The 20,469-nt window shown below is 55.8% G+C and carries 15 protein-coding genes; 1 reads left to right on the top strand and 14 read right to left on the bottom strand.

Features of this window, described 5'->3' with window-relative positions; translation table 11 throughout:
• Position 1: 1 nt before the first annotated feature.
• The 3 genes from AC236I_RS01740 to glpE all read right to left on the bottom strand — a co-directional run bounded on the left by AC236I_RS01740 (position 2) and on the right by glpE (position 2,132).
• Positions 2-760 carry a DeoR/GlpR family transcriptional regulator gene (locus AC236I_RS01740; RefSeq protein WP_004868507.1) on the bottom strand — a complete coding sequence of 253 codons (759 nt, stop codon included), beginning with the start codon at positions 758-760 and terminating at the stop codon, positions 2-4.
• 71 nt (positions 761-831) lie between these two features.
• A complete protein-coding gene (glpG, locus tag AC236I_RS01735; RefSeq protein ID WP_004868509.1) occupies positions 832-1,662 on the bottom strand; it encodes a rhomboid family intramembrane serine protease GlpG in 831 nt (276 codons plus the stop codon).
• 140 nt (positions 1,663-1,802) lie between these two features.
• On the bottom strand, positions 1,803-2,132 hold the full coding sequence (gene glpE, locus AC236I_RS01730; RefSeq protein WP_015585604.1) for a thiosulfate sulfurtransferase GlpE: 330 nt from the start codon (positions 2,130-2,132) through the stop codon (positions 1,803-1,805).
• Between the two features lie 213 nt (positions 2,133-2,345).
• Between glpE and glpD the strand changes: the two genes are divergently transcribed.
• Positions 2,346-3,854, top strand: a complete 1,509-nt coding sequence (gene glpD, locus AC236I_RS01725) for a glycerol-3-phosphate dehydrogenase (RefSeq protein ID WP_004868514.1) — start codon at positions 2,346-2,348, stop codon at positions 3,852-3,854.
• Positions 3,855-3,940: 86 nt separating this feature from the next.
• Here glpD and glgP read toward each other — a convergent pair whose 3' ends face one another.
• The 11 genes from glgP to AC236I_RS01670 all read right to left on the bottom strand — a co-directional run bounded on the left by glgP (position 3,941) and on the right by AC236I_RS01670 (position 20,173).
• Positions 3,941-6,388, bottom strand: a complete 2,448-nt coding sequence (gene glgP, locus AC236I_RS01720) for a glycogen phosphorylase (RefSeq protein WP_004868517.1) — start codon at positions 6,386-6,388, stop codon at positions 3,941-3,943.
• A gap of 17 nt (positions 6,389-6,405) precedes the next feature.
• Entirely contained in the window at positions 6,406-7,839 is a 1,434-nt protein-coding gene (glgA, locus tag AC236I_RS01715) for a glycogen synthase GlgA (RefSeq protein ID WP_004868519.1), read from the bottom strand.
• Positions 7,839-9,134 (bottom strand): glucose-1-phosphate adenylyltransferase, encoded by a 1,296-nt coding sequence (gene glgC / locus AC236I_RS01710; protein ID WP_004868522.1) that lies wholly within the window; start codon positions 9,132-9,134, stop codon positions 7,839-7,841. Before glgC ends, glgA begins: the two co-directional genes overlap by 1 nt.
• An 80-nt stretch (positions 9,135-9,214) precedes the next feature.
• Positions 9,215-11,191 carry a glycogen debranching protein GlgX gene (glgX, locus tag AC236I_RS01705; protein WP_015585603.1) on the bottom strand — a complete coding sequence of 659 codons (1,977 nt, stop codon included), beginning with the start codon at positions 11,189-11,191 and terminating at the stop codon, positions 9,215-9,217.
• Complete coding sequence (gene glgB / locus AC236I_RS01700; protein ID WP_015585602.1) at positions 11,188-13,374, bottom strand: 1,4-alpha-glucan branching enzyme; 2,187 nt, start codon at positions 13,372-13,374, stop codon at positions 11,188-11,190. The genes glgX and glgB overlap by 4 nt, the downstream gene beginning before the upstream one ends.
• 247 nt (positions 13,375-13,621) lie before the next feature.
• Positions 13,622-14,728, bottom strand: a complete 1,107-nt coding sequence (gene asd, locus AC236I_RS01695) for an aspartate-semialdehyde dehydrogenase (RefSeq protein ID WP_004868528.1) — start codon at positions 14,726-14,728, stop codon at positions 13,622-13,624.
• Positions 14,729-15,153: 425 nt separating this feature from the next.
• The gene (gntU, locus tag AC236I_RS01690; RefSeq protein ID WP_015585601.1) at positions 15,154-16,494 is read right to left on the bottom strand and encodes a gluconate transporter; all 1,341 of its coding nucleotides are present in this window, start codon (positions 16,492-16,494) and stop codon (positions 15,154-15,156) included.
• Entirely contained in the window at positions 16,494-17,024 is a 531-nt protein-coding gene (gene gntK / locus AC236I_RS01685; RefSeq protein WP_004868532.1) for a gluconokinase, read from the bottom strand. The genes gntU and gntK overlap by 1 nt, the downstream gene beginning before the upstream one ends.
• A 185-nt stretch (positions 17,025-17,209) precedes the next feature.
• On the bottom strand, positions 17,210-18,205 hold the full coding sequence (gene gntR, locus AC236I_RS01680) for a gluconate operon transcriptional repressor GntR (RefSeq protein WP_004868533.1): 996 nt from the start codon (positions 18,203-18,205) through the stop codon (positions 17,210-17,212).
• Positions 18,206-18,318: 113 nt separating this feature from the next.
• Positions 18,319-19,014 carry a quercetin 2,3-dioxygenase gene (gene yhhW, locus AC236I_RS01675; RefSeq protein ID WP_004868535.1) on the bottom strand — a complete coding sequence of 232 codons (696 nt, stop codon included), beginning with the start codon at positions 19,012-19,014 and terminating at the stop codon, positions 18,319-18,321.
• A 121-nt stretch (positions 19,015-19,135) separates the two neighbouring features.
• The gene (locus AC236I_RS01670) at positions 19,136-20,173 is read right to left on the bottom strand and encodes an oxidoreductase (protein WP_004868536.1); all 1,038 of its coding nucleotides are present in this window, start codon (positions 20,171-20,173) and stop codon (positions 19,136-19,138) included.
• Positions 20,174-20,469: the final 296 nt, after the last annotated feature.

Here is a 20,469-nt window from a genome sequence, read left to right as displayed (position 1 = left end):
TTTAGCACAGTTCCAGCTGAAGGTTGTTGTCCGTAATAACTTTCAGTACCCCTGCCGGCGGCATCACATCGGTGTAGACCGCATCGACCATGCTGATGCTGCCCATATTCACCATCGCATTGCGCCCAAATTTCGAGTGATCCACCACCAGCATCACGTGGCGAGAGTTTTCAATGATCGCGCGTTTGGTGCGCACTTCATGGTAATCAAACTCCAGCAGCGAACCGTCGCTGTCTACGCCGCTGATACCGAGAATGCCGAAATCAAGGCGAAACTGGGAGATAAAGTCCAGCGTCGCTTCGCCGATAATGCCGCCATCCCGACTGCGCAGCTCGCCGCCCGCCAGAATAATGCGGAAATCCTCTTTCACCATCAGCGTGGTGGCCACATTAAGGTTGTTGGTGACGATGCGCAGATCGTTATGCTCCAGCAGCGCATGCGCCACCGCTTCCGGCGTGGTGCCGATATCGATGAACAACGTCGCGCCATCGGGGATTTGGCTGGCCACCTTGCGGGCAATACGCTCTTTTTCCTGCGTCTGGGTGGCCTTCCTGTCGTGCCAGGAGGTATTTACCGAACTGGAAGGCAGCGCTGCGCCACCGTGGTGGCGCAGGATCATCTTTTGTTCGGCAAGGTCGTTCAGGTCACGACGAATGGTCTGTGGGCTGACGGCAAACTGCTCAACCAGCTCTTCCGTACTGACATATCCCTGTTTTTTTACCAGCTCGATAATGGCGTCATGACGTTGTGTTTGTTTCATGAAATATCCCTGGGATTATAAGACTCGCATAAAGGCGCTGTCGTTGCAGAGAGCCGGGTAAGTCGGCGGCCCTATGTTCGCTTTCGCACATGTTGCGTATCGACCAACGCCATCGCCAGCCCGGTCAGGAGACCTGCCACATGCGCACCGTTCGCAATCGACATGCCAAAAACATCAAACCATCCAGCAATTAACCACACTAAAGAGAAGAGTATCAAGCCACGCTGCAAATAGACGCCGCTTTGCGGATCCCGCTCTCCACGCAGCCAGACATAGCCCATCAGCGCATAGACGACGCCGGATAGCCCACCAAACCAGGGGCCGCTAAACTGGTGCTGAATAAACCCGCTTAACAAGGCGCTAATAACGGTAATGACCACCAGTTTGCCGGTGCCGATGCGTTTTTCCACCGCACCGCCGAGGTACCACCACCATAGCAGGTTAAACAGGATATGCATCAGCGAGAAGTGCATGAAAGCATGGCTAAAGTAGCGCCAGACTTCAAATTTCAGCGACGGGTCATAAGGCCAGGCCAGCAGCAGCATGATCGGCCGATCGCCGATGATGTTTTGCAGCACAAAGACCAGGATGCAGACAAGCAAAATGGCCCAGGTAAACGGCCCGGCGTTGTGACGCAGAGTGGCAAAGAAAGGGAAACGCTGGTAGCGCAAACCGCTGTTGGTCTGTCCGGATTGCCAGCTGGCCGCCAGATAGCGTGGATCGGCGGGGTTTTCCAGGAAGCGAGCCAGTTCGGCCTGCACCCGCCCGGCCTGACTCTCATCGGCCAGCCAGACATCGCTCTGATCATGCTGCTGAATGGTCAGGATAATGCCCTGCGTAGCCATGTAGTCGACAAACGCCTGGGCCACACGCGGGTTAGCAAAAGAGGTAATCATTAACATACGGCGGATCGCTTATTCCACACAAAGGGGGCTAGTATATACGAGTTGCAGGAGTGGCGCGCCCTGGGCGTCCCTGAACAACGCATCCGCAGCCATGCCATCTGAAACAGGACGGGAATAACGGAATGGCGTGCTAACGTTTAAAGCGCGCCATGTTCCACTTCCGCCGGGAAATGACGATGCCACGCATCGAACCCACCATCCACGCTGTAAACCTTGTCATAGCCCTGCTGTAGCAGATACTGCGCGGCGCCTTTACTGCTATTGCCGTGGTAGCACATCACCATCACCGCGGTATCAACGTCATTATCGCGCATAAACGCGCCCAGCGTATCGTTGGTCAGATGAAACGCACCCGGCGTATGCCCCATCGCAAAACTCTGCGGATCGCGGATATCCACCAGCACCGCCTTTGCCTGATGCAGTTTCTGGTGCGCTTCTTCAACATTGATACATTCAAAGTGGTCCATGTGCTCTTTCTCTATATAGCGGAATAATATTGCTGGCAGATAGCCGGCCATGATTCTACTGCCTAGTTTACCGTCAGACGGGAAATAAACGCCAATATGTTACACGCATCACTCTGAAATGTTTTTTTGATGTTACCAATGGCGCGTTTGTTTGCTATATTGAGCGATAACGAACATTTTTGAGCTTAAACGAAAGTGCCAGAGGTAGCGAACGTGGAAACCAAAGATCTGATTGTGATAGGGGGAGGCATCAACGGTGCCGGTATCGCGGCAGACGCCGCCGGGCGTGGTTTATCCGTACTGATGCTGGAAGCGCGCGATCTCGCCTGCGCCACTTCCAGCGCCAGTTCGAAGCTGATTCACGGCGGGCTGCGCTACCTTGAACACTATGAATTCCGCCTGGTCAGCGAAGCGCTGGCCGAACGCGAAGTGCTGTTAAAAATGGCGCCGCATCTCGCTTTTCCCATGCGCTTTCGCCTGCCGCATCGCCCGCACCTGCGCCCGGCCTGGATGATCCGTATCGGTCTGTTTATGTACGATCACCTCGGGAAACGCACCAGCTTACCCGGTTCGACCGGCTTGCGATTTGGCGCAGAATCGGTATTAAAACCTGAAATCGTGCGCGGTTTCGAATATTCCGACTGTTGGGTAGACGATGCGCGTCTGGTACTGGCTAACGCGCAGATGGTGGTACGCAAAGGTGGCGAGGTCCGGACTCGTACCCGGGCAATTTCGGCAAAACGCGAAAACGGCCTGTGGATTGTCGAGGCGGAAGATATCGATACCGGCGAGAAATTCACCTGGCAGGCCCGTGGCCTGGTCAATGCGACCGGCCCGTGGGTCAAACACTTCTTTGACGAAGGGATGCATCTGCGCTCACCGTACGGCATTCGCCTGATTAAAGGCAGCCACATTGTGGTGCCGCGTGTGCACACCCAGAAACAGGCCTACATTCTGCAAAACGAAGACAAACGGATTGTGTTCGTGATCCCGTGGATGGATGAGTTCTCGATAATCGGTACCACCGACGTTGAGTACAATGGCGACCCGCAGAAAGTGGCGATCGATGACAACGAGATCAACTATTTGCTGAACGCCTATAACGCGCACTTCAAAAAGACGCTGTCCCGCGACGATATCGTCTGGACCTACTCCGGCGTCCGTCCGCTGTGCGACGATGAATCGGACTCGCCGCAGGCGATTACCCGCGACTACACCCTGGATATCCATGACGAACAGGGCCAGGCGCCGCTGCTGTCGGTATTTGGCGGCAAGCTGACAACCTATCGCAAGCTGGCCGAGCACGCGCTGGAAAAACTGACTCCCTACTACAAAGGCATCGGCCCGGCCTGGACCAAAACGGCCGTGCTGCCCGGCGGGGATATCGACGGCGACCGCGACGATTACGCGGCCAGGCTGCGCCGCCGGTTCTCATTTATCAGCGAATCGATGGCGCGTCACTATGCCCGCACCTACGGCAGCAACAGCGAGCTGATCCTCGCAGAGGCGGCATCGATAGCGGATCTGGGTGAGGATTTTGGCCATGAGTTCTATGAAGCCGAGCTCAAATACCTGGTGGAGCATGAGTGGGTACGCACGCTTGAGGATGCCATCTGGCGCCGGACGAAACAGGGAATGTGGCTGAATGACTCGCAGCAGGCGCGGATCGGCGAATGGCTGGCGCAGCACGTGGGAAAGTCTGAGCTTTCGCTGGCTTCTTAAGCCCGAACGACCCGCGCTGGCGCGGAGTTTGTCGGGATAGTGCATAAAAAACGGGGCCAGCGGCCCCGTTTTCACTGCGTAACCGGCTACAGCCGTACCGGGTCGATATGCCAGATATGGTCGGCGTATTCCTGAATCGTACGGTCAGAAGAGAAATAGCCCATGTTGGCGATATTATGCATCGCTTTCATCGCCCACTCTTCCGGATGACGATACAGCTCATCCACCTTATCCTGGCAATCCACATAGCTACGGTAATCCGCCAGCACCTGATAATGGTCACCAAAGTTGATCAGCGAATCCAGCAGATCGCGATAGCGACCCGGCTCCGACGGGCTGAACAGCCCGGTACCGATTTGCGTCAGCGCCTGATGCAGCTCCGGATCCTGTTCGTAAAATTCCCGCGGCTTATAGCCGTTACGACGTAGCGCCTCCACCTGTTCTGCGGTATTGCCGAAGATAAAAATATTATCCTCGCCCACGTGCTCCAGCATTTCGACGTTCGCGCCGTCCAGGGTACCGATGGTCAAAGCGCCGTTAAGCGCAAATTTCATATTACTGGTTCCGGAAGCTTCCGTACCCGCCAGCGAGATCTGCTCTGAAAGATCCGCCGCCGGAATAATCAGCTGCGCAAGGCTAACGCTGTAGTTCGGGACAAACACCACTTTTAGCTTATCGCCAATCTGCGGATCGTTGTTCACCACCGCCGCCACATCGTTAATGAGATGAATAATGTGCTTGGCCATGTAATAAGCCGAGGCGGCTTTCCCGGCAAAGATATTCACGCGCGGTACCCATACGGCGTCAGGATCGGCCTTAATACGGTTGTAGCGGGTAATCACGTGCAGGACATTCATCAGCTGACGCTTGTACTCGTGGATACGTTTGATTTGCACGTCGAACAGCGCTTTCGGGTTCACCACCACATTCAGCTGATGAGCAATCACGTTTGCCAGACGCTGCTTGTTCTCCAGCTTCGCCTGACGTACGGCCTGATTGACCGTCGGATAGTCAATATGCTGCTCCAGCTCCTGCAGTTGGCTGAGGTCGGTACGCCAGGTACGACCGATGTTCTCGTCCAGCACCTTCGACAACGGCGGATTCGCCAGCGCCAGCCAGCGACGCGGCGTCACGCCGTTGGTGACGTTAATAAAGCGCATCGGGAAAATCTTCGCGAAGTCGGCAAACAACGACTCCACCATCAGCCGGGAGTGCAGTTCGGAAACGCCGTTCACCTTATGACTAATCACCACCGCCAGCCACGCCATGCGCACCCGGCGGCCGTTGGATTCGTCAATAATCGACGTGCGACTTAGCAGCGCCGTATCATTGGGATACTGCTCCTGCAGCGTCTTCAGGAAGTAGTCATTGATCTCGAAAATAATCTGCAAATGGCGCGGCAGAATTTTCCCCAGCATATCGACAGGCCAGGTCTCGAGCGCTTCACTCATCAACGTATGGTTGGTGTAGGAGAACACCTGGCAGGTGACTTCAAACGCCTCATCCCAACCGAACTTATGCTCATCAATCAGCAGGCGCATCAGCTCCGGAATCGACAGCACCGGATGGGTGTCGTTAAGGTGAATCGCAATTTTGTCTGCCAGGTTAGCAAAGGTTTTATGCAGCTGATAATGGCGGTTGAGAATATCCTGTACCGTCGCGGAGACGAGGAAATATTCCTGACGCAGGCGCAGCTCGCGCCCGGAGTAGGTCGAGTCGTCCGGATACAGTACCCGGGAGACGTTTTCGGAATGGTTTTTATCTTCCACCGCCGCGAAGTAATCACCCTGATTAAATTTACCGAGGTTAATCTCGCTGCTGGCCTGGGCGCTCCACAGACGGAGCGTGTTGGTCGCATCGGTATCAAAACCCGGGATAATCTGATCGTAGGCTTCCGCCAGGATCTCTTCGGTTTCAACCCAGCGCGACTGTTTACCTTCCTGCTGAATGCGTCCGCCGAAGCGCACTTTGTAACGCGTATTATGCCGTTCAAATTCCCACGGGTTGCCGTACTCGAGCCAGTAATCCGGCGACTCTTTCTGCCGGCCGTCAACGATGTTTTGCTTAAACATCCCGTAGTCATAGCGGATACCGTAACCACGGCCAGGCAGGCCCAGGGCCGCCAGCGAATCGAGGAAACAGGCGGCCAGGCGCCCAAGACCGCCATTACCCAGCCCCGGGTCATTCTCTTCGTCAATCAGCTCTTCAAGGTTCAGCCCCATCTCTTCCAGCGCGCTGTTCACATCTTCGTAGATGCCCAACGACAGCAAGGCGTTAGAAAGCGTACGGCCAATCAGAAACTCCATCGACAGGTAATAAACCTGGCGTACTTCCTGAGAAAGCTGAGCACGATTAGAGCGCAGCCAGCGCTCCACCATACGGTCGCGGACGGCAAACAGCGTGGCGTTGAGCCACTCATGCTTATTGGCGATAGCCGGATCTTTACCAATGATAAACATCAGCTTATAGGCAATAGAGTGCTTTAACGCCTCAACGCTCAGCGTGGGTGATGCATAGCTAAAGGGTACATTCATCGCAATGACTCCTGTGGTTACAGCAAGCGTTGATAAAGTTCGCGATAAGAGTGCGCCGCGACCTGCCAGCTAAAATCCATATTCATCGCCTGACGCTGAACGTAACGCCAGAGCGACGGGCGCGACCACAGCACGAACGCGCGCCGAATTGCCCGCAGCAGCGATAGTGCATTGCTGTCTTCAAAGACAAAACCGCTGGCTACGCCATCGGCCAGATTTTCCAGCGAACTGTCGGTCACGGTATCCGCCAGACCACCGGTACGCCGCACCAGCGGCAGCGTGCCGTACTTCAGGCCATACAACTGGGTTAAGCCACAGGGCTCGAAACGGCTGGGAACCAGAATCACGTCGGCGCCCCCCATAATGCGGTGTGAAAAAGCCTCGTGATAACCAATCTGCACGCCAACTTTGCCCGGGTGCTCGGCGGCCGCAGCCAGAAAACCTTCCTGCAGTACCGGGTCCCCTGCGCCCAGCAGCGCCAGCTGCCCACCCTGCTCAAGCAGGCCCGGCAGCGCTTCGAGAACTAAATCCAGCCCTTTCTGGCTGGTCAGACGGCTGACCACGGCGAACAGCGGGGCTTTGTCGTCGACTTTCAGCCCCATCGCAATTTGCAGCTGGCGCTTGTTCTCCGCTTTGTCTTCAAGGCGATCGCGGTCATAACGCGACGCCAGCAGCAGGTCGCTCTCCGGGTTCCAGATACCCGCATCCACACCGTTCAGGATCCCCGATAGTCGCCCCTCGTGCTGGCGCTGACGCAGCAGCCCTTCCATGCCGTAGGCAAATTGCGGTTCGGTTATTTCACGCGCGTAGGTCGGGCTGACCGCCGTAATATGATCGGCGTAATAGAGCCCGGACTTGAGGAACGAGATCTGGCCGTTGAACTCCAGACCATGCATGTTATAGAACGACCACGGCAGTTCGATCTCATTCATGTGCCAGGAGTAGAACATCCCCTGATAGGCCAGATTGTGTACCGTAAAGACCGATTTCGCCGGTCGTCCACGCGCGGCCAGATAGGCAGGAGTCAGGCCTGCATGCCAGTCGTGAGCATGCACGACATCAGGACGCCAGAAAGGGTCCAGTCCGCAGGCCATCTCGCTGCCTACCCACCCCAGCAGCGCAAAACGCAGCACGTTGTCGGTGTAAGCATGTTGGTTGGTGTCGTGGTAAGGGCTCCCTGGGCGGTCGTAGAGATGCGGGGCATCAATCAAATAGATCCCCACGCCGTTATAGTGACCAAACAGCAGCGTCATGCGTCCGGCAAAAGTATCCCGGCGCGTCACCACCTGCGCATCGGTGACGCCACGGCGAATGTCCGGGAACGCCGGCAGCAGCACGCGCGTATCGATACCCTCAGCGATTTGCGCCGCAGGCAGCGCGCCGATTACATCCGCCAGACCGCCGGTTTTTAACAGCGGGAACATCTCTGAACATACATGTAAGACCTGCATTATCGCTCCTGTTTATGCCCCAACTTCCGCAACATATCACGCGTCACCAGCACGATACCTTCCTCTGAACGGTAGAACCGACGCGCATCTTCTTCCGCGTGTTCGCCGATCACCATGCCCTCAGGAATCACGCAGGCACGATCGATTACGCAGCGGCGCAGGCGGCATGAGCGCCCCACCCACACTTCTGGCAATAAGACTGCCGAATCAATATTACAGAATGAATTCACGCGCACGCGCGGGAACAGCACCGATTGCACCACCACGGAGCCGGAGATAATACAGCCGCCGGAAACCAGCGAGTTCAACGTCATACCGTGACTACCAGAGCGGTCCTGAACGAACTTCGCGGGCGGCAGAGACTCCATATGGGTGCGAATCGGCCAGTTCTGATCGTACATATCCAGCTCCGGCGTCACCGAAGCCAGGTCAAGGTTCGCTTTCCAGTAGGCTTCAAGCGTACCCACATCGCGCCAGTACGGTTCCGCATCCGGGTCAGACTGCACGCAGGAGAGCGGGAAAGGATGTGCATAAGCCATGCCAGCTTCAGTGATCTTCGGAATAATATCTTTGCCGAAATCGTGGCTGGAGTTTTCGTCGTTATCATCTTCAGTCAGCAGTTCATAAAGATAATCCGCATCAAAGACATAGATCCCCATGCTGGCCAGCGATTTGGTCTCATCGCTCGGCATTGCGGGCGGTACGGCGGGCTTTTCGACAAACTCAATGATCTTGTCGCTCTCATCAACCGCCATCACGCCAAAGGCGGATGCCTCTTCGATGGGCACCGGCATACAGGCCACGGTGCAGCGAGCCCCTTTTTCGACGTGATCGATCAACATGCGCGAGTAGTCTTGCTTGTAAATATGATCGCCGGCGAGGATCACCACATATTCCGCTTTGTAGCGACGAATGATATCGAGGTTCTGCGTCACCGCATCAGCCGTGCCGCGATACCAGTTTTCGCCATGCACACGCTGTTGCGCGGGCAGTAAATCCACGAACTCGTTCATTTCTTCACTAAAAAATGACCAGCCGCGTTGGATATGTTGAACCAGAGTGTGCGATTGATACTGGGTGATGACGCCGATGCGGCGAATACCTGAGTTAATGCAGTTAGATAATGCGAAATCAATTATGCGAAACTTACCGCCAAAATGGACAGCCGGTTTTGCACGCTTAATAGTTAAGTCCTTAAGCCGGGTACCGCGTCCACCCGCAAGAATCAACGCCACGGTTTTGATGGGGAGCTGACGCGCCAGCATCAACGGATCGTTCTTTTCTAGCCTAACCATGATTAACTCCTTTTTACATCCCAGCCTTCCTGTCCCTCTCACCGCGTAGCGGCCGCGAGTGCAACCGGAAGCTTCAGGGCTTACGACCTTTGAAATACGCACACTCCGTGCGCGGGCCCATGCCAGACAGCCATGACGACCGGATTATCCTCTCCGGCGAAAGGAGGAACGGCGTGCCACTCCCCCTCAGGTAACTCCATATGCGCCACCTCTGGGGTGGCATTCACCGTCATTAACCAACGGCCAGACAGCAAAATTTGCAGACGCGCGGTGCCGTGCTGCCATTCATCGGCAGTTAACGGTTGCGCATACTGGTTTAGCCAAACAACGTTGCCGTCCCCTTCCTGCCACCAGCGGTTACTGGTTAATGCCGGTATGCATCGACGCAGGTGAATGAGCGCGGCGGTAAATGCCGTCAGCCCGCTATTTGCCTGGTTCCAGTCAAGCCAGGTCAATGCGTTGTCCTGACAATACGCGTTATTGTTGCCGTGCTGGCTATGACCATGCTCGTCACCCGCCAGCAGCATCGGCGTGCCCTGTGCCAGCAGCAGCGTCGAGAGCAGGGCATGAACGCTGTCCCGGCGCCGCTCAAGCACATCAAGACTGCCCCCTGTTCCCTCTATACCATGATTGCTGCTGTAGTTATTGTTAGTCCCATCGCGATTCTCTTCACCATTCGCCTCATTATGTTTCTGATTGAAACAAACGCAGTCGCGCAGGGTGAAGCCATCGTGGGCGGTGATCAGATTCACCGCCGCCGCGGGCTGGCGACCGTTACGCTGAAAGAGATCGCTGGACGCGGCAAAACGCCGGGCAAACTCGCCCAATGAGATGCTTTGTTGTAACCAGAAGCGCCTGGCGACATCGCGAAAATGGTCATTCCATTCGGCAAAAAGCGGCGGGAAGTTTCCCACCTGGTAGCCGCCGGCGCCAATATCCCAGGGTTCGGCAATCAGCTTCACGGCCGCCAGCTGCGGATCGTTACGGATCGCTTCAAACAGCGGCGCATCCTGGCGAAATTCCGGCGTGCGTCCCATCACCGAGGCTAAATCAAAGCGAAAGCCATCGACGTGGCACTCATCGACCCAAAACCGCAGACACTGGCGGGCATACTCCACCACGTCCGGCTGGCTGAGATTGAGCGTATTTCCGCAGCCGGTCCAGTTGTAGTAATCCCCGTCTTCTCTGATCCAATAATAGTTACGGTTATCGATTCCGCGCAAAGAGAAGGTCGGTCCTTCCAGATCAATTTCAGCACTGTGGTTCAGCACCACGTCGAGGATCACTTCGATCCCCGCCGCATGCAGCGCCTTTACCGCATCGCGAAACTCATCCAGCGCACGCGCAGGCTCGCTGGCATAGCGCGGATCGAGCGCGTACATCGCCATTGGGTTATAGCCCCAGTAGTTGCTTAATCCCATTCTCTGCAGGCGCGGTTCGCTGGCGAACTGCGCCACCGGCATCAGCTCCAGCGCCGTAATGCCGAGGGTCCTGAAGTAATCGATCATCACCGGATGACCCAGCGCTTTATAGGTGCCGCGAATCGACTCCGGCAGCCCGGGATGCAGCCAGGTCAGCCCTTTAACATGGGCCTCATAGATAACCGTTTCACCCCAGGGGGTTCCCGGCGGCGCATCGTTCTGCCAGTTGTAACGCAGATCCACAACCTGCGACTTTGGCGCAATCGCCGCGCTGTCACGACGATCGGGAGAAAGATCGCCGCCGTGGAGACGCTCATCATCGGGCAGTACGCCCTCAACCCGATGACAGCACGGGTCGAGCAGCAGCTTGGCCGGATTAAAGCGGTGCCCCTGCGCCGGATCCCACGGCCCATGCACACGGTAGCCGTAGAGCAGACCCGGCCCGGCGGCAGCAAGCCAGCCGTGCCAGATATTGCCCGTGCGCGCGGGTAAATCGAACCGCTGCTCATTGCCCTGGGCATCAAATACGCAGAGTTCAACCCGCTCGGCATGGGCGGAAAAGAGGGTGAAATTCACCCCCTTTCCGTCATAGCTTGCACCCAACGGCGAAGGTTTTCCGGCCGCCAGTGTCGTCATTCTGCCTCCCGTACCAGCCAGACGGTCGCCAGCGGCGGTAGCGTAATCGAGAGAGAATGCTCACGCCCGTGGCTGGCGATGGCTTCGCTTTCCACGATGCCGCCGTTACCGGTGTTGCTACCGTGGTAGTGCATCGAGTCGGTATTCAGTTCTTCACGCCAGCGCCCCGGCTGGTTAATCCCGAAACGATAGCCGTAGCGCGGCACCGGCGTGAAGTTGCTGGCAACGATAATCTCATTGCCGGCTTTATCACGGCGCACAAAGATAAAGACAGAACGTTCGTGATCATCCACCACCAGCCATTCAAAGCCGTAGGGGTCAAAATCCAGCTCGTGCAGCGCTTTATGGTGGCGATAGGTATGGTTCAGATCGCGTACCAGGCGCTGGACGCCGTGATGCCAGTTATCGCCGCCTTCCAGCAGATGCCAGTCAAGGCTACCGTCGTGGTTCCACTCCCGCCCCTGGGCAAATTCATTGCCCATAAACAGCAGTTTTTTCCCCGGGAAGGCAAACATCCAGCCATAGTAGGCGCGCAGGTTGGCAAACTTCTGCCAGGCATCGCCGGGCATCCGGTCAAGAATCGATTTTTTGCCGTGAACCACTTCATCGTGTGACAGCGGCAGCACGAAGTTTTCGGTGTAGTTGTAGAGCATCCCGAAGGTCATCTTGTCGTGATGATGACGACGATAGATGGGATCGAGCTTCATGTAGTCGAGGGTGTCATGCATCCAGCCGAGGTTCCATTTGAACCAGAAGCCAAGACCGCCCGTCGAAGACGGTCGTGAAACCCCGGCGAAGTCGGTAGACTCCTCCGCCATCGTGACCGCTCCCGGCGTCTGTTCACCGAGCACACGGTTGGTATTGCGCAGAAATTCAATCGCTTCGAGGTTTTCCCGGCCGCCGTACTCATTGGGCACCCACTCCCCCTCTTTGCGGCTGTAGTCGCGGTAGATCATTGATGCAACCGCATCCACGCGCAGGGCGTCGATCCCGAAGCGTTCAATCCAGTACAGCGCGTTCCCGACCAGGAAGTTGCTGACTTCCCGACGACCGTAGTTGTAGATCAGCGTATTCCAGTCCTGGTGATAACCTTCTCGCGGGTCGCTGTGTTCATACAACGCGGTGCCGTCGAACGATGCCAGCGCAAAGTCATCCGACGGGAAGTGGCCCGGCACCCAGTCGAGGATCACGTTCAGACCCGCGGCATGGGCAGCATTCAGGAAGTAGCGGAAGTCTTCACGGGTACCAAAACGGCGGGTCGGCGCGTACAGCCCGGTCGGCTGATAGCCCCAGCTGCCGTCGAACGGATGTTCGTTTACCGGCAGCAGCTCCAGATGGGTGAAGCCCATCCACTTCGCGTAGGGCACCAGCTGATCGGCCAGTTCACGGTAGCTCAGCCAGAAGTTGTTATCGGTATGGCGACGCCAGGAGCCCAAATGGACTTCATAGATCGAAATCGGCGCATCAAACTGGTTGGCCTGCTTACGGGACTGCGGCTGTTCGACCTTTTCCGGCAGGCCGCAGATAAGCGACGCGCTTTCCGGGCGCATTTGCGCTTCAAAGGCATAAGGGTCGGACTTCACGCGCAGATGGCCGTGGGCGTCAATCAGTTCAAATTTATACAGCTGGCCATTATGCGCGCCGGGCACAAACAGCTCCCAGATGCCGGACTCTTTGCGCAGGCGCATCGGATGACGGCGGCCATCCCAGTAGTTGAACTGTCCGACAACGGAAACCCGACGGGCGTTCGGCGCCCAGACGGAAAAGCGCGTGCCGGTGACGCCGTCCATCGTGTCGGCGTGTGCCCCCAGCGTTTCATAAGGCCGTAGATGAGTGCCTTCTGACAGCAGCCAGACATCAAGATCCTGCAGCAGCGGACCAAAGCGATAGGGGTCGTCAATCAGGTTTTGCTGACCGTGCCAGGTGACGGCCAGCTGGTAACGAAAAGGATTTTTTCGGCGCGGCAGTACGCCGCTAAAGAATCCGCGTGAGTCGAGGCATTCGAGTTTGCCGACTTTGCGCCCGGTTTTCGGTTCAATAACCCATACATCGGTGGCATCGGGTAATAATGCGCGCACTTCCAGACCGGCATCGGTTTGATGCATTCCAAGTACGGAAAAGGGATCCGCAAAATGGCCAGAAATAAGCGCATTAATCACGTCTCTATCGATACGATTAGACATGGTTTCATCCTGTTGTAAGTGTCGCCCTTTCCTGTATCTGGCGACTTTTTTTGACCTGAACGGTGCAGCACACTGTGCATCCTTCTGCTCCGTCCCACCTTCAGGTAAGGCAACGTTGTCGTTCCTTACTTAAAGCATAGCCAAGGCTGTCTTACCTCCGTTGGAAAAAATCTAACATCCGCGTTTACTCCTTGTATTACGCAAAAAAAAGGAGGTGTAAAACACCCCCTTTTGGTTCATCCCGTTATCAAGCCAGCTGGCGCAGCATGCGTCGCAGCGGCTCGGCAGCGCCCCACAGGAGCTGGTCACCGACGGTGAAAGCCGACAGATATTCCGGCCCCATATTCAGCTTACGCAAACGACCCACCGGCGTGGTCAGGGTGCCGGTGACGGCAGCCGGGGTCAGCTCACGCATTGTAATATCACGATCGTTCGGTACGACTTTGGCCCACGGGTTGTGTGCGGCCAACAGTTCTTCAACGGTCGGGATAGAGACATCTTTTTTCAGCTTGATGGTAAACGCCTGGCTGTGGCAACGCAGCGCGCCAACGCGTACACACAGGCCATCAACCGGAATCACTGACGAGGTGGCGAGAATTTTGTTGGTCTCAGCCTGTCCTTTCCACTCTTCACGGCTCTGGCCGTTATCCAGCTGTTTGTCGATCCATGGGATCAAACTGCCTGCCAGCGGCACGCCAAAGTTATCAACCGCCAGGTCGCCGCTGCGGGTCAGCGCCGTCACTTTGCGTTCGATATCCAGAATGGCGGACGCCGGATTCGCCAGCTCTGTCGCCACGTGGCTATGCAGCTGGCCCATCTGGGTCAGCAGTTCGCGCATGTGACGCGCCCCGCCACCGGATGCCGCCTGGTAAGTGGCCACGCTCACCCACTCCACGAGATCCTGGGCAAACAGGCCGCCGAGGGACATCAGCATCAGGCTGACGGTACAGTTGCCGCCAACAAACGTTTTCACGCCATTATTCAGACCGGCGGTAATCACATCCTGGTTTACCGGATCAAGAATAATGATGGCGTCGTCTTTCATGCGCAGCGAAGAGGCGGCGTCAATCCAGTAACCCTGCCAGCCGCTCTCACGCAGCTTCGGATACACGTCGTTGGTATAATCCCCGCCCTGGCAGGTCACAATAATGTCCAACGCCTTCAGCGCGTCCAGATCAAACGCGTCCTGCAGCGTACCGCCGGTGCTACCACCAAAGGATGGAGCAGGCTGCCCCAGCTGAGAGGTGGAGAAAAAAACAGGGCGAATGGCGTCGAAGTCGCGCTCTTCAACCATGCGTTGCATGAGTACAGAGCCGACCATTCCGCGCCAGCCGATAAAACCAACATTTTTCATAACGTATTTCCTGGGAGATGTGTGCTGTTTGTGCCTAGCCAGTTTCCTGCTGGATCATCCCTCACATTACAAAATGCTGCTAAAGTCGCAAGTGAAATTAATCAATGATTGCGCAGCAATCAGAAAAGCAACTTATTGAACGCAGCTTCTGCCGACATCGGTACCCAGAAAAACCGCAAAGATTATCGGGGAAATAACCGCAGGAAGGGAATATTTTCCGCCGCTTTTTTATTGATCTGGATTATGGATCTGCGCAGAAATCTAGCGCTATCGCGCCGGTGGGGAAAGCGGAGAAAACCAGGTCTGATGCGGCCTTACGAGAGGTAATCCTTTCGTCTCATCGCTCAGCAGAGAGGTTTTTTTGCGGGATTGGATGGGCGATTTGCCCGGCCTCGCGTCGCTCGGCCGGACACGCTCAGCGGCGTTTAGCTTAACAACGTAAACGCGATCATACCGACGATGGCACCGGTGGTGCCGAGGATAGTTTCCATCATCGTCCAGGTTTTCAGCGTCTGCGCTTCGGTAGCGCCGGTAAATTTCCCGAACAGCCAGAAACCGGCGTCGTTCACGTGGCTCACCACGATGGATCCACCCGCGATACAGATGGAGAGCGCCGCCATCTGCGCACCGCTGTAGTTCAGCTGCTCGATGACCGGCATGACCAGCCCCACCGCCGTTAAACAGGCGACGGTCGCAGAACCCTGGATAATACGCACCGCGGCCGCCAGCACGAAGCAGGTAATGGCGATAGGCAGCCCCATGCCCGTCAGCGCTTCACCGAGCGCCGGGCCCACGCCGGAGTCAACCAGCACCTGTTTGAAGACGCCGCCGGCACCGATAACCAGCAGGATAATCCCCGCAGGCTGCAGCGCATGACCGCAGATCTCCATCACCCGATCTTTCGCCATCCCCTGACGTACCGCCAGACCATAGATAGCCACCAGACACGCGACCAGAATCGCGGTGAACGGATGGCCGATAAACTCAAACCATTCGTAAGCGCTGGAGCCAACCGGCACAAAGCGCGCGGCGATTGTTTTCAGCCCCACCAGCACCAGCGGCAGGAGAATCAGCGACAGGCTAAAGGCAAAGGACGGCATCTTGCCTTCACCCAGGCTTGGTTCGCTAATATCGTCAGGAATATGCAGCTCAACGTAACGGCTGATGAAGTTGCCCCACAGCGGCCCGGCGATAATCATTCCCGGAATCGCCGCGCACAGACCAATCAGGATCATCCAGCCAAAGTCAGCATGCATTTGCGATGCCAGCAGCATCGGCGCCGGCCCGGGCAGCAGGAACGCCGCCGCGGCCGCCACGCCAGCAAACAGCGGGATAACCAGTTTCACCAGGTTGGTGCCGGTATGGCGCGCCATGGAGAAGGCCACGCTGATCAGCAGCACGATCGCCACTTCGAAAAACAGCGGCAGCGCGCAGATAAGACCGGCGAGGCCAATCGCGTAATGAGCGCGGCTGTGGCCGAAAGATTTCAACATCTTCACGGCAATCTGATCGACAGCGCCGGTTTCATGAAGAATCTTGCCAAACATCGCCCCAAGTGCCACGACGATCGCCAGGAAGCCCAGCGTCCCGCCCATCCCTTTTTCCATCGTCGCCGCAATTTTATCCAGCGGCATGCCGGAAAAGAGACCGGCACCAATAGAAACCACCATCAAAGCCACGAAAGCATGCATACGCGCCTTCATGACTAAAAACAGCAGCAGCAAAACGGAGCCTACTGCTGTTAAAACAAGCGTTAATGTACTCACTAGTTACTGCCTTTGTTGATCACCTCAATGGTGCTCGCGACCACGCCTTCCAGCGATTGATCAATATCGACGATTAAGACATCGCCTTCGTCTGCGCCAGGTTCCTGCAGCGTTTCAAACTGGGTCACCAGCATCTGGGTTTTAAAGAAATGGCCTTTACGCGCTTTCAGACGGCTTTCAATCAGGTCGAAATCGCCTTTCAGGTAGACGAAAGAGAGATTCGGGTTGCCCTTGCGGAGAATATCGCGATAGCTCTTTTTCAGAGCGGAACAGACGATCAGCGAAACTTTATTTGTACGCTGCATGGCAAAAGCGGCGTCGTTCAGCGCCTGCAGCCACGGCGTACGATCATCGTCGTTTAACGGCTCGCCGGAGGCCATCTTGTTGATGTTGCTACGCGGATGCAGAAAGTCACCATCGAGAAACGCGGCATGCAGCTGATGCGCCACTTCGCTGGCGACAGCGGATTTACCACTGCCGGAAACGCCCATCAGGACATAGACGTGGTGATCATGGTTAGTCGTGCTCAAAGCTTCCTCCCACTGGACACATATACGAAGCCGTACTGGCTGCAAGAATACAGCGTGAAGACTCGTATACAGATTAATTGTTACGGGTAACTGTTATCGGTAACATTGTCATGCCGGACTTAGCGATAAGCAATCACCATTCGTGCCAGGAATGAATATGTGTGATCTACTTCAAACTTGTCAGTCTAAATTGATCCGCCCGGTGACAATGTGAAACCTAAATCTAACATCTTCGGCGTCACGACTTCACCCCGAATACGGGCCAGCAGCCGTTCGGCACCAATGCGTCCCATTCGCTCACGCGGGGTCAGCACGCTGGCCAGCCGGGGCTCCATCACCTGACCAATATCATGGCCGTGGAAACCGGCGATCGCCATATCGTCCGGAATTTTCAATCCCAGGCGCTGACACTCAAAGGCGGCACCGACCGCAAGGTCATCGTTGGTACAGAAGATGCCATCGAGCTGCGGATATTCGCGACGCGCCTGGCGCATCAGCTCTATCCCTGACGAATAGGACGAAGATTGTTCAACCATCACGCTATACGGCGTCATGCCGGCATCGCGCATCGCCTGTTCGTAGCCCTTTTGCTTGATGATAGTACGTTCATCAAGGCGCGCCCCCAGATAGGCCACGTGGCGATGGCCGCGGGCAATAATTGCGGCGGTCATCTGGCGTGCGGCATCAAAGTTATCAAAACCGACGGCGATATCGAGGCACGGCGACTGACTGTCCATCAGCTCAACCACCGGGATACCGGCAACTTCGATCATTTTCAGCGTGCGAGGGGTATGGGTACGTTCGGTGAGAATCAGGCCATCAATGTTCCATGAGAGCATGGATTCGAGACGCTTTTCTTCCATTTCCGGCTTATAGCCGTAGTGCGCGAGCATCGTCTGGTAGCCGAAGGCATCGGTGACGCTTTCAATCCCACGCAGCACTTCCGAGAAGACCTGGTTGGTCAACGAGGGCAGCAGCACACCAATGGCGCGGCTGGTGGCATTAGAGAGGATATCAGGCGCACGATTGGGAATATAACCCAGTTCATCGAGAGCAGCGGCAATCTTGCCACGCAGGGCCTCGGAAACCTGTTCCGGGTTACGTAAAAAGCGACTGACCGTCATTTTGGTCACGCCGACAAGATCGGCTACATCCTGCAGTACGGGTCTTTTCTTTTTCATCGTCCTGACTGTGATAACGGGGAGACATTTTCCCAGTTTATCACGGACAAAGCGCAACCTTCCCAAACATCCGGGAAGGCTGCGCAATTTATTTAAACATCTTCAGAACTGAATCAGACCGGCGGCAGATCGAACAGCAGGATCTCGCTATCGCTGTCAGCGTGTACGGAAATCGCCTGCTCGTCCCAAATCGCCAGGCCATCGCTGGTGGTCGCTTTGGTACCGTTAATCGTCACCTCGCCTTTCACCACCTGGATCCACACGCGGCGTTCCGCGGCAATCTGATGCACCGACTGTTCATCTTTCAGCAGCGCCCAGCGGTACAGTTCCATATCCTGGTGCACTTTCAGTGAACCGTCACGGGCATCCGGCGACAGAACCAGCTGTTTGCCCTGCAGAGCATCAAAGCGACGCTGTTCGTAGCGCGGAGTGATGCCGTTTTCTTCTGGCATAATCCAGATCTGGTACAGATGCAGTTTTTCTGTATCGCTTGGGTTGTACTCGGAGTGACGAACCCCGGTACCTGCGCTCATGATCTGGAACTCGCCCGCCGGAACCTGCTCTTTGTTACCCATGCTGTCCTGGTGTTCAACCGCCCCTTCCAGCACGTAGGTCAGGATTTCCATATCTTTGTGCGGATGGGTACCGAAGCCCTGACCGGCATCAATCACGTCATCATTGATAACCCGCAGCGCCGAGAAGCCCATAAAGTTCGGGTCATAATAGTTAGCGAAAGAGAAAGTATGCCAGGAATCCAGCCAGCCGTGGTTAGCGTGACCGCGTTCATTAGCTTTGCGTAAGTAGATCATGTTGCACCCCCGTATGTTTTCGATAGAGTCAGTGTGGACTCAATCTGCTCACGATCATAGAGGGTGAAAATTGACTCCTCTGTTCAAAAAATATGAATGACTACAAAGGAGCCAGGAAGGCTTATTTATCTAAGGTTATCGTGGCCGGAGAGGGCTGTTCAAACCCGCGCCCGAGGATCTCCATATTCGTGAGAACGTCAGATTCCTTGACGTAATTTGGCTGACCGTTAACGAGGGTTTCATACAGCGCATCATAGACCCGCCCATAGTCGCCGGTTTCAATTGGGATCTCTTCCCGCACGGTTTCACCCGCCTCATTGACGTACTCCAGCAGGCCAAACGTATCGTCCGCGCCGAATCCTGGCTCACCCGGCATAATATTGGCTTTCAGGCTGGTTTCCTGCCGATCGATACCATATTTGATAAAGGAGCCTTTATGCCCGTGGACGGTAAACCTCGGGTACGCCAGCTTCACCAGGTGGCTGGTTTTGGCAATGGCCTTCAGGTCGCCGTAGAACAGCTGGGCTTCAAAGGTGTCATCCGGATTGGCTTTGTTGCGCAGGCTGCGGATGTCATAAGCCACGTGGTCCGGGCGGCCAAACAGCGAGATGAGCTGATCCAGCGTATGCACACCAAGACCGTAAAATGTTCCATCCTGCGGCACTCCGGGCTGTGTTTCTGCCACCGGGCGATAGAGGTCAAAATGGCTCTCAACCTCCACGATCTCGCCCAGTTTGCCGCTCTCAATCACCTTTTTCATCGTCAGGAAACAGGAATCAAAGCGGCGGTTCTGGTATGGCGTCACCGTCAACCCCCGGCTCTTCGCCAGCGCAAAGAGCGACTTTGCCTCGGCTAGCGTGGAGGTAAACGGTTTTTCTACCAGCACATTTTTACCGGCCTCCAGCGCCCGCTTTGCATATTCGAAATGGCTGTCCGCATGAGTACAGACAATCACCAGTTTTACCTGCGGGTCGTTGAGCACGTCGTCGAGATCGCTGGTGAAATGAATATGAGAATACTGCGGCGCCTGCTCCTGCGGCTTCGCGCTGCGGCGATAGATATGCGCGACGTGCCAGCGATCTTTGCGGTGCAGAACATAAGGAAGATGGTAGCGGGTGGTGCTTTTGCCAAACCCAATAAACGCGCAGTGCAGAGTCATAAAGCCGTCCTTTGTTGAGGTTTCTGCTGCTAACCATAGCGCACCCCGGCGACGAACTTAACTCTTAACCTATTCAGGATGGTGGAAATGTCCGGCAAAAAAGCCAAAAAAAAAGCCAGCACCTGGCTGGCTAAAGTAATACTGGAAGCAATGTGAGCAATGTCGTGCTTTCAGGCTTTCCGCAAGGGTCTCCCTGAATGCAGGACAATAATAATCATTCTCATTCGCACTTGTCTACCTCTTTTTGCAAAAATTAGCCGTTGACGCATTTTTTAAAGTCAGGGATGTTTAAAAGG

The sequence above is a fragment of the Klebsiella sp. Sb-30 genome (assembly GCF_057652795.1).
This window is presented reverse-complemented; position numbering and strand designations above follow the sequence as displayed.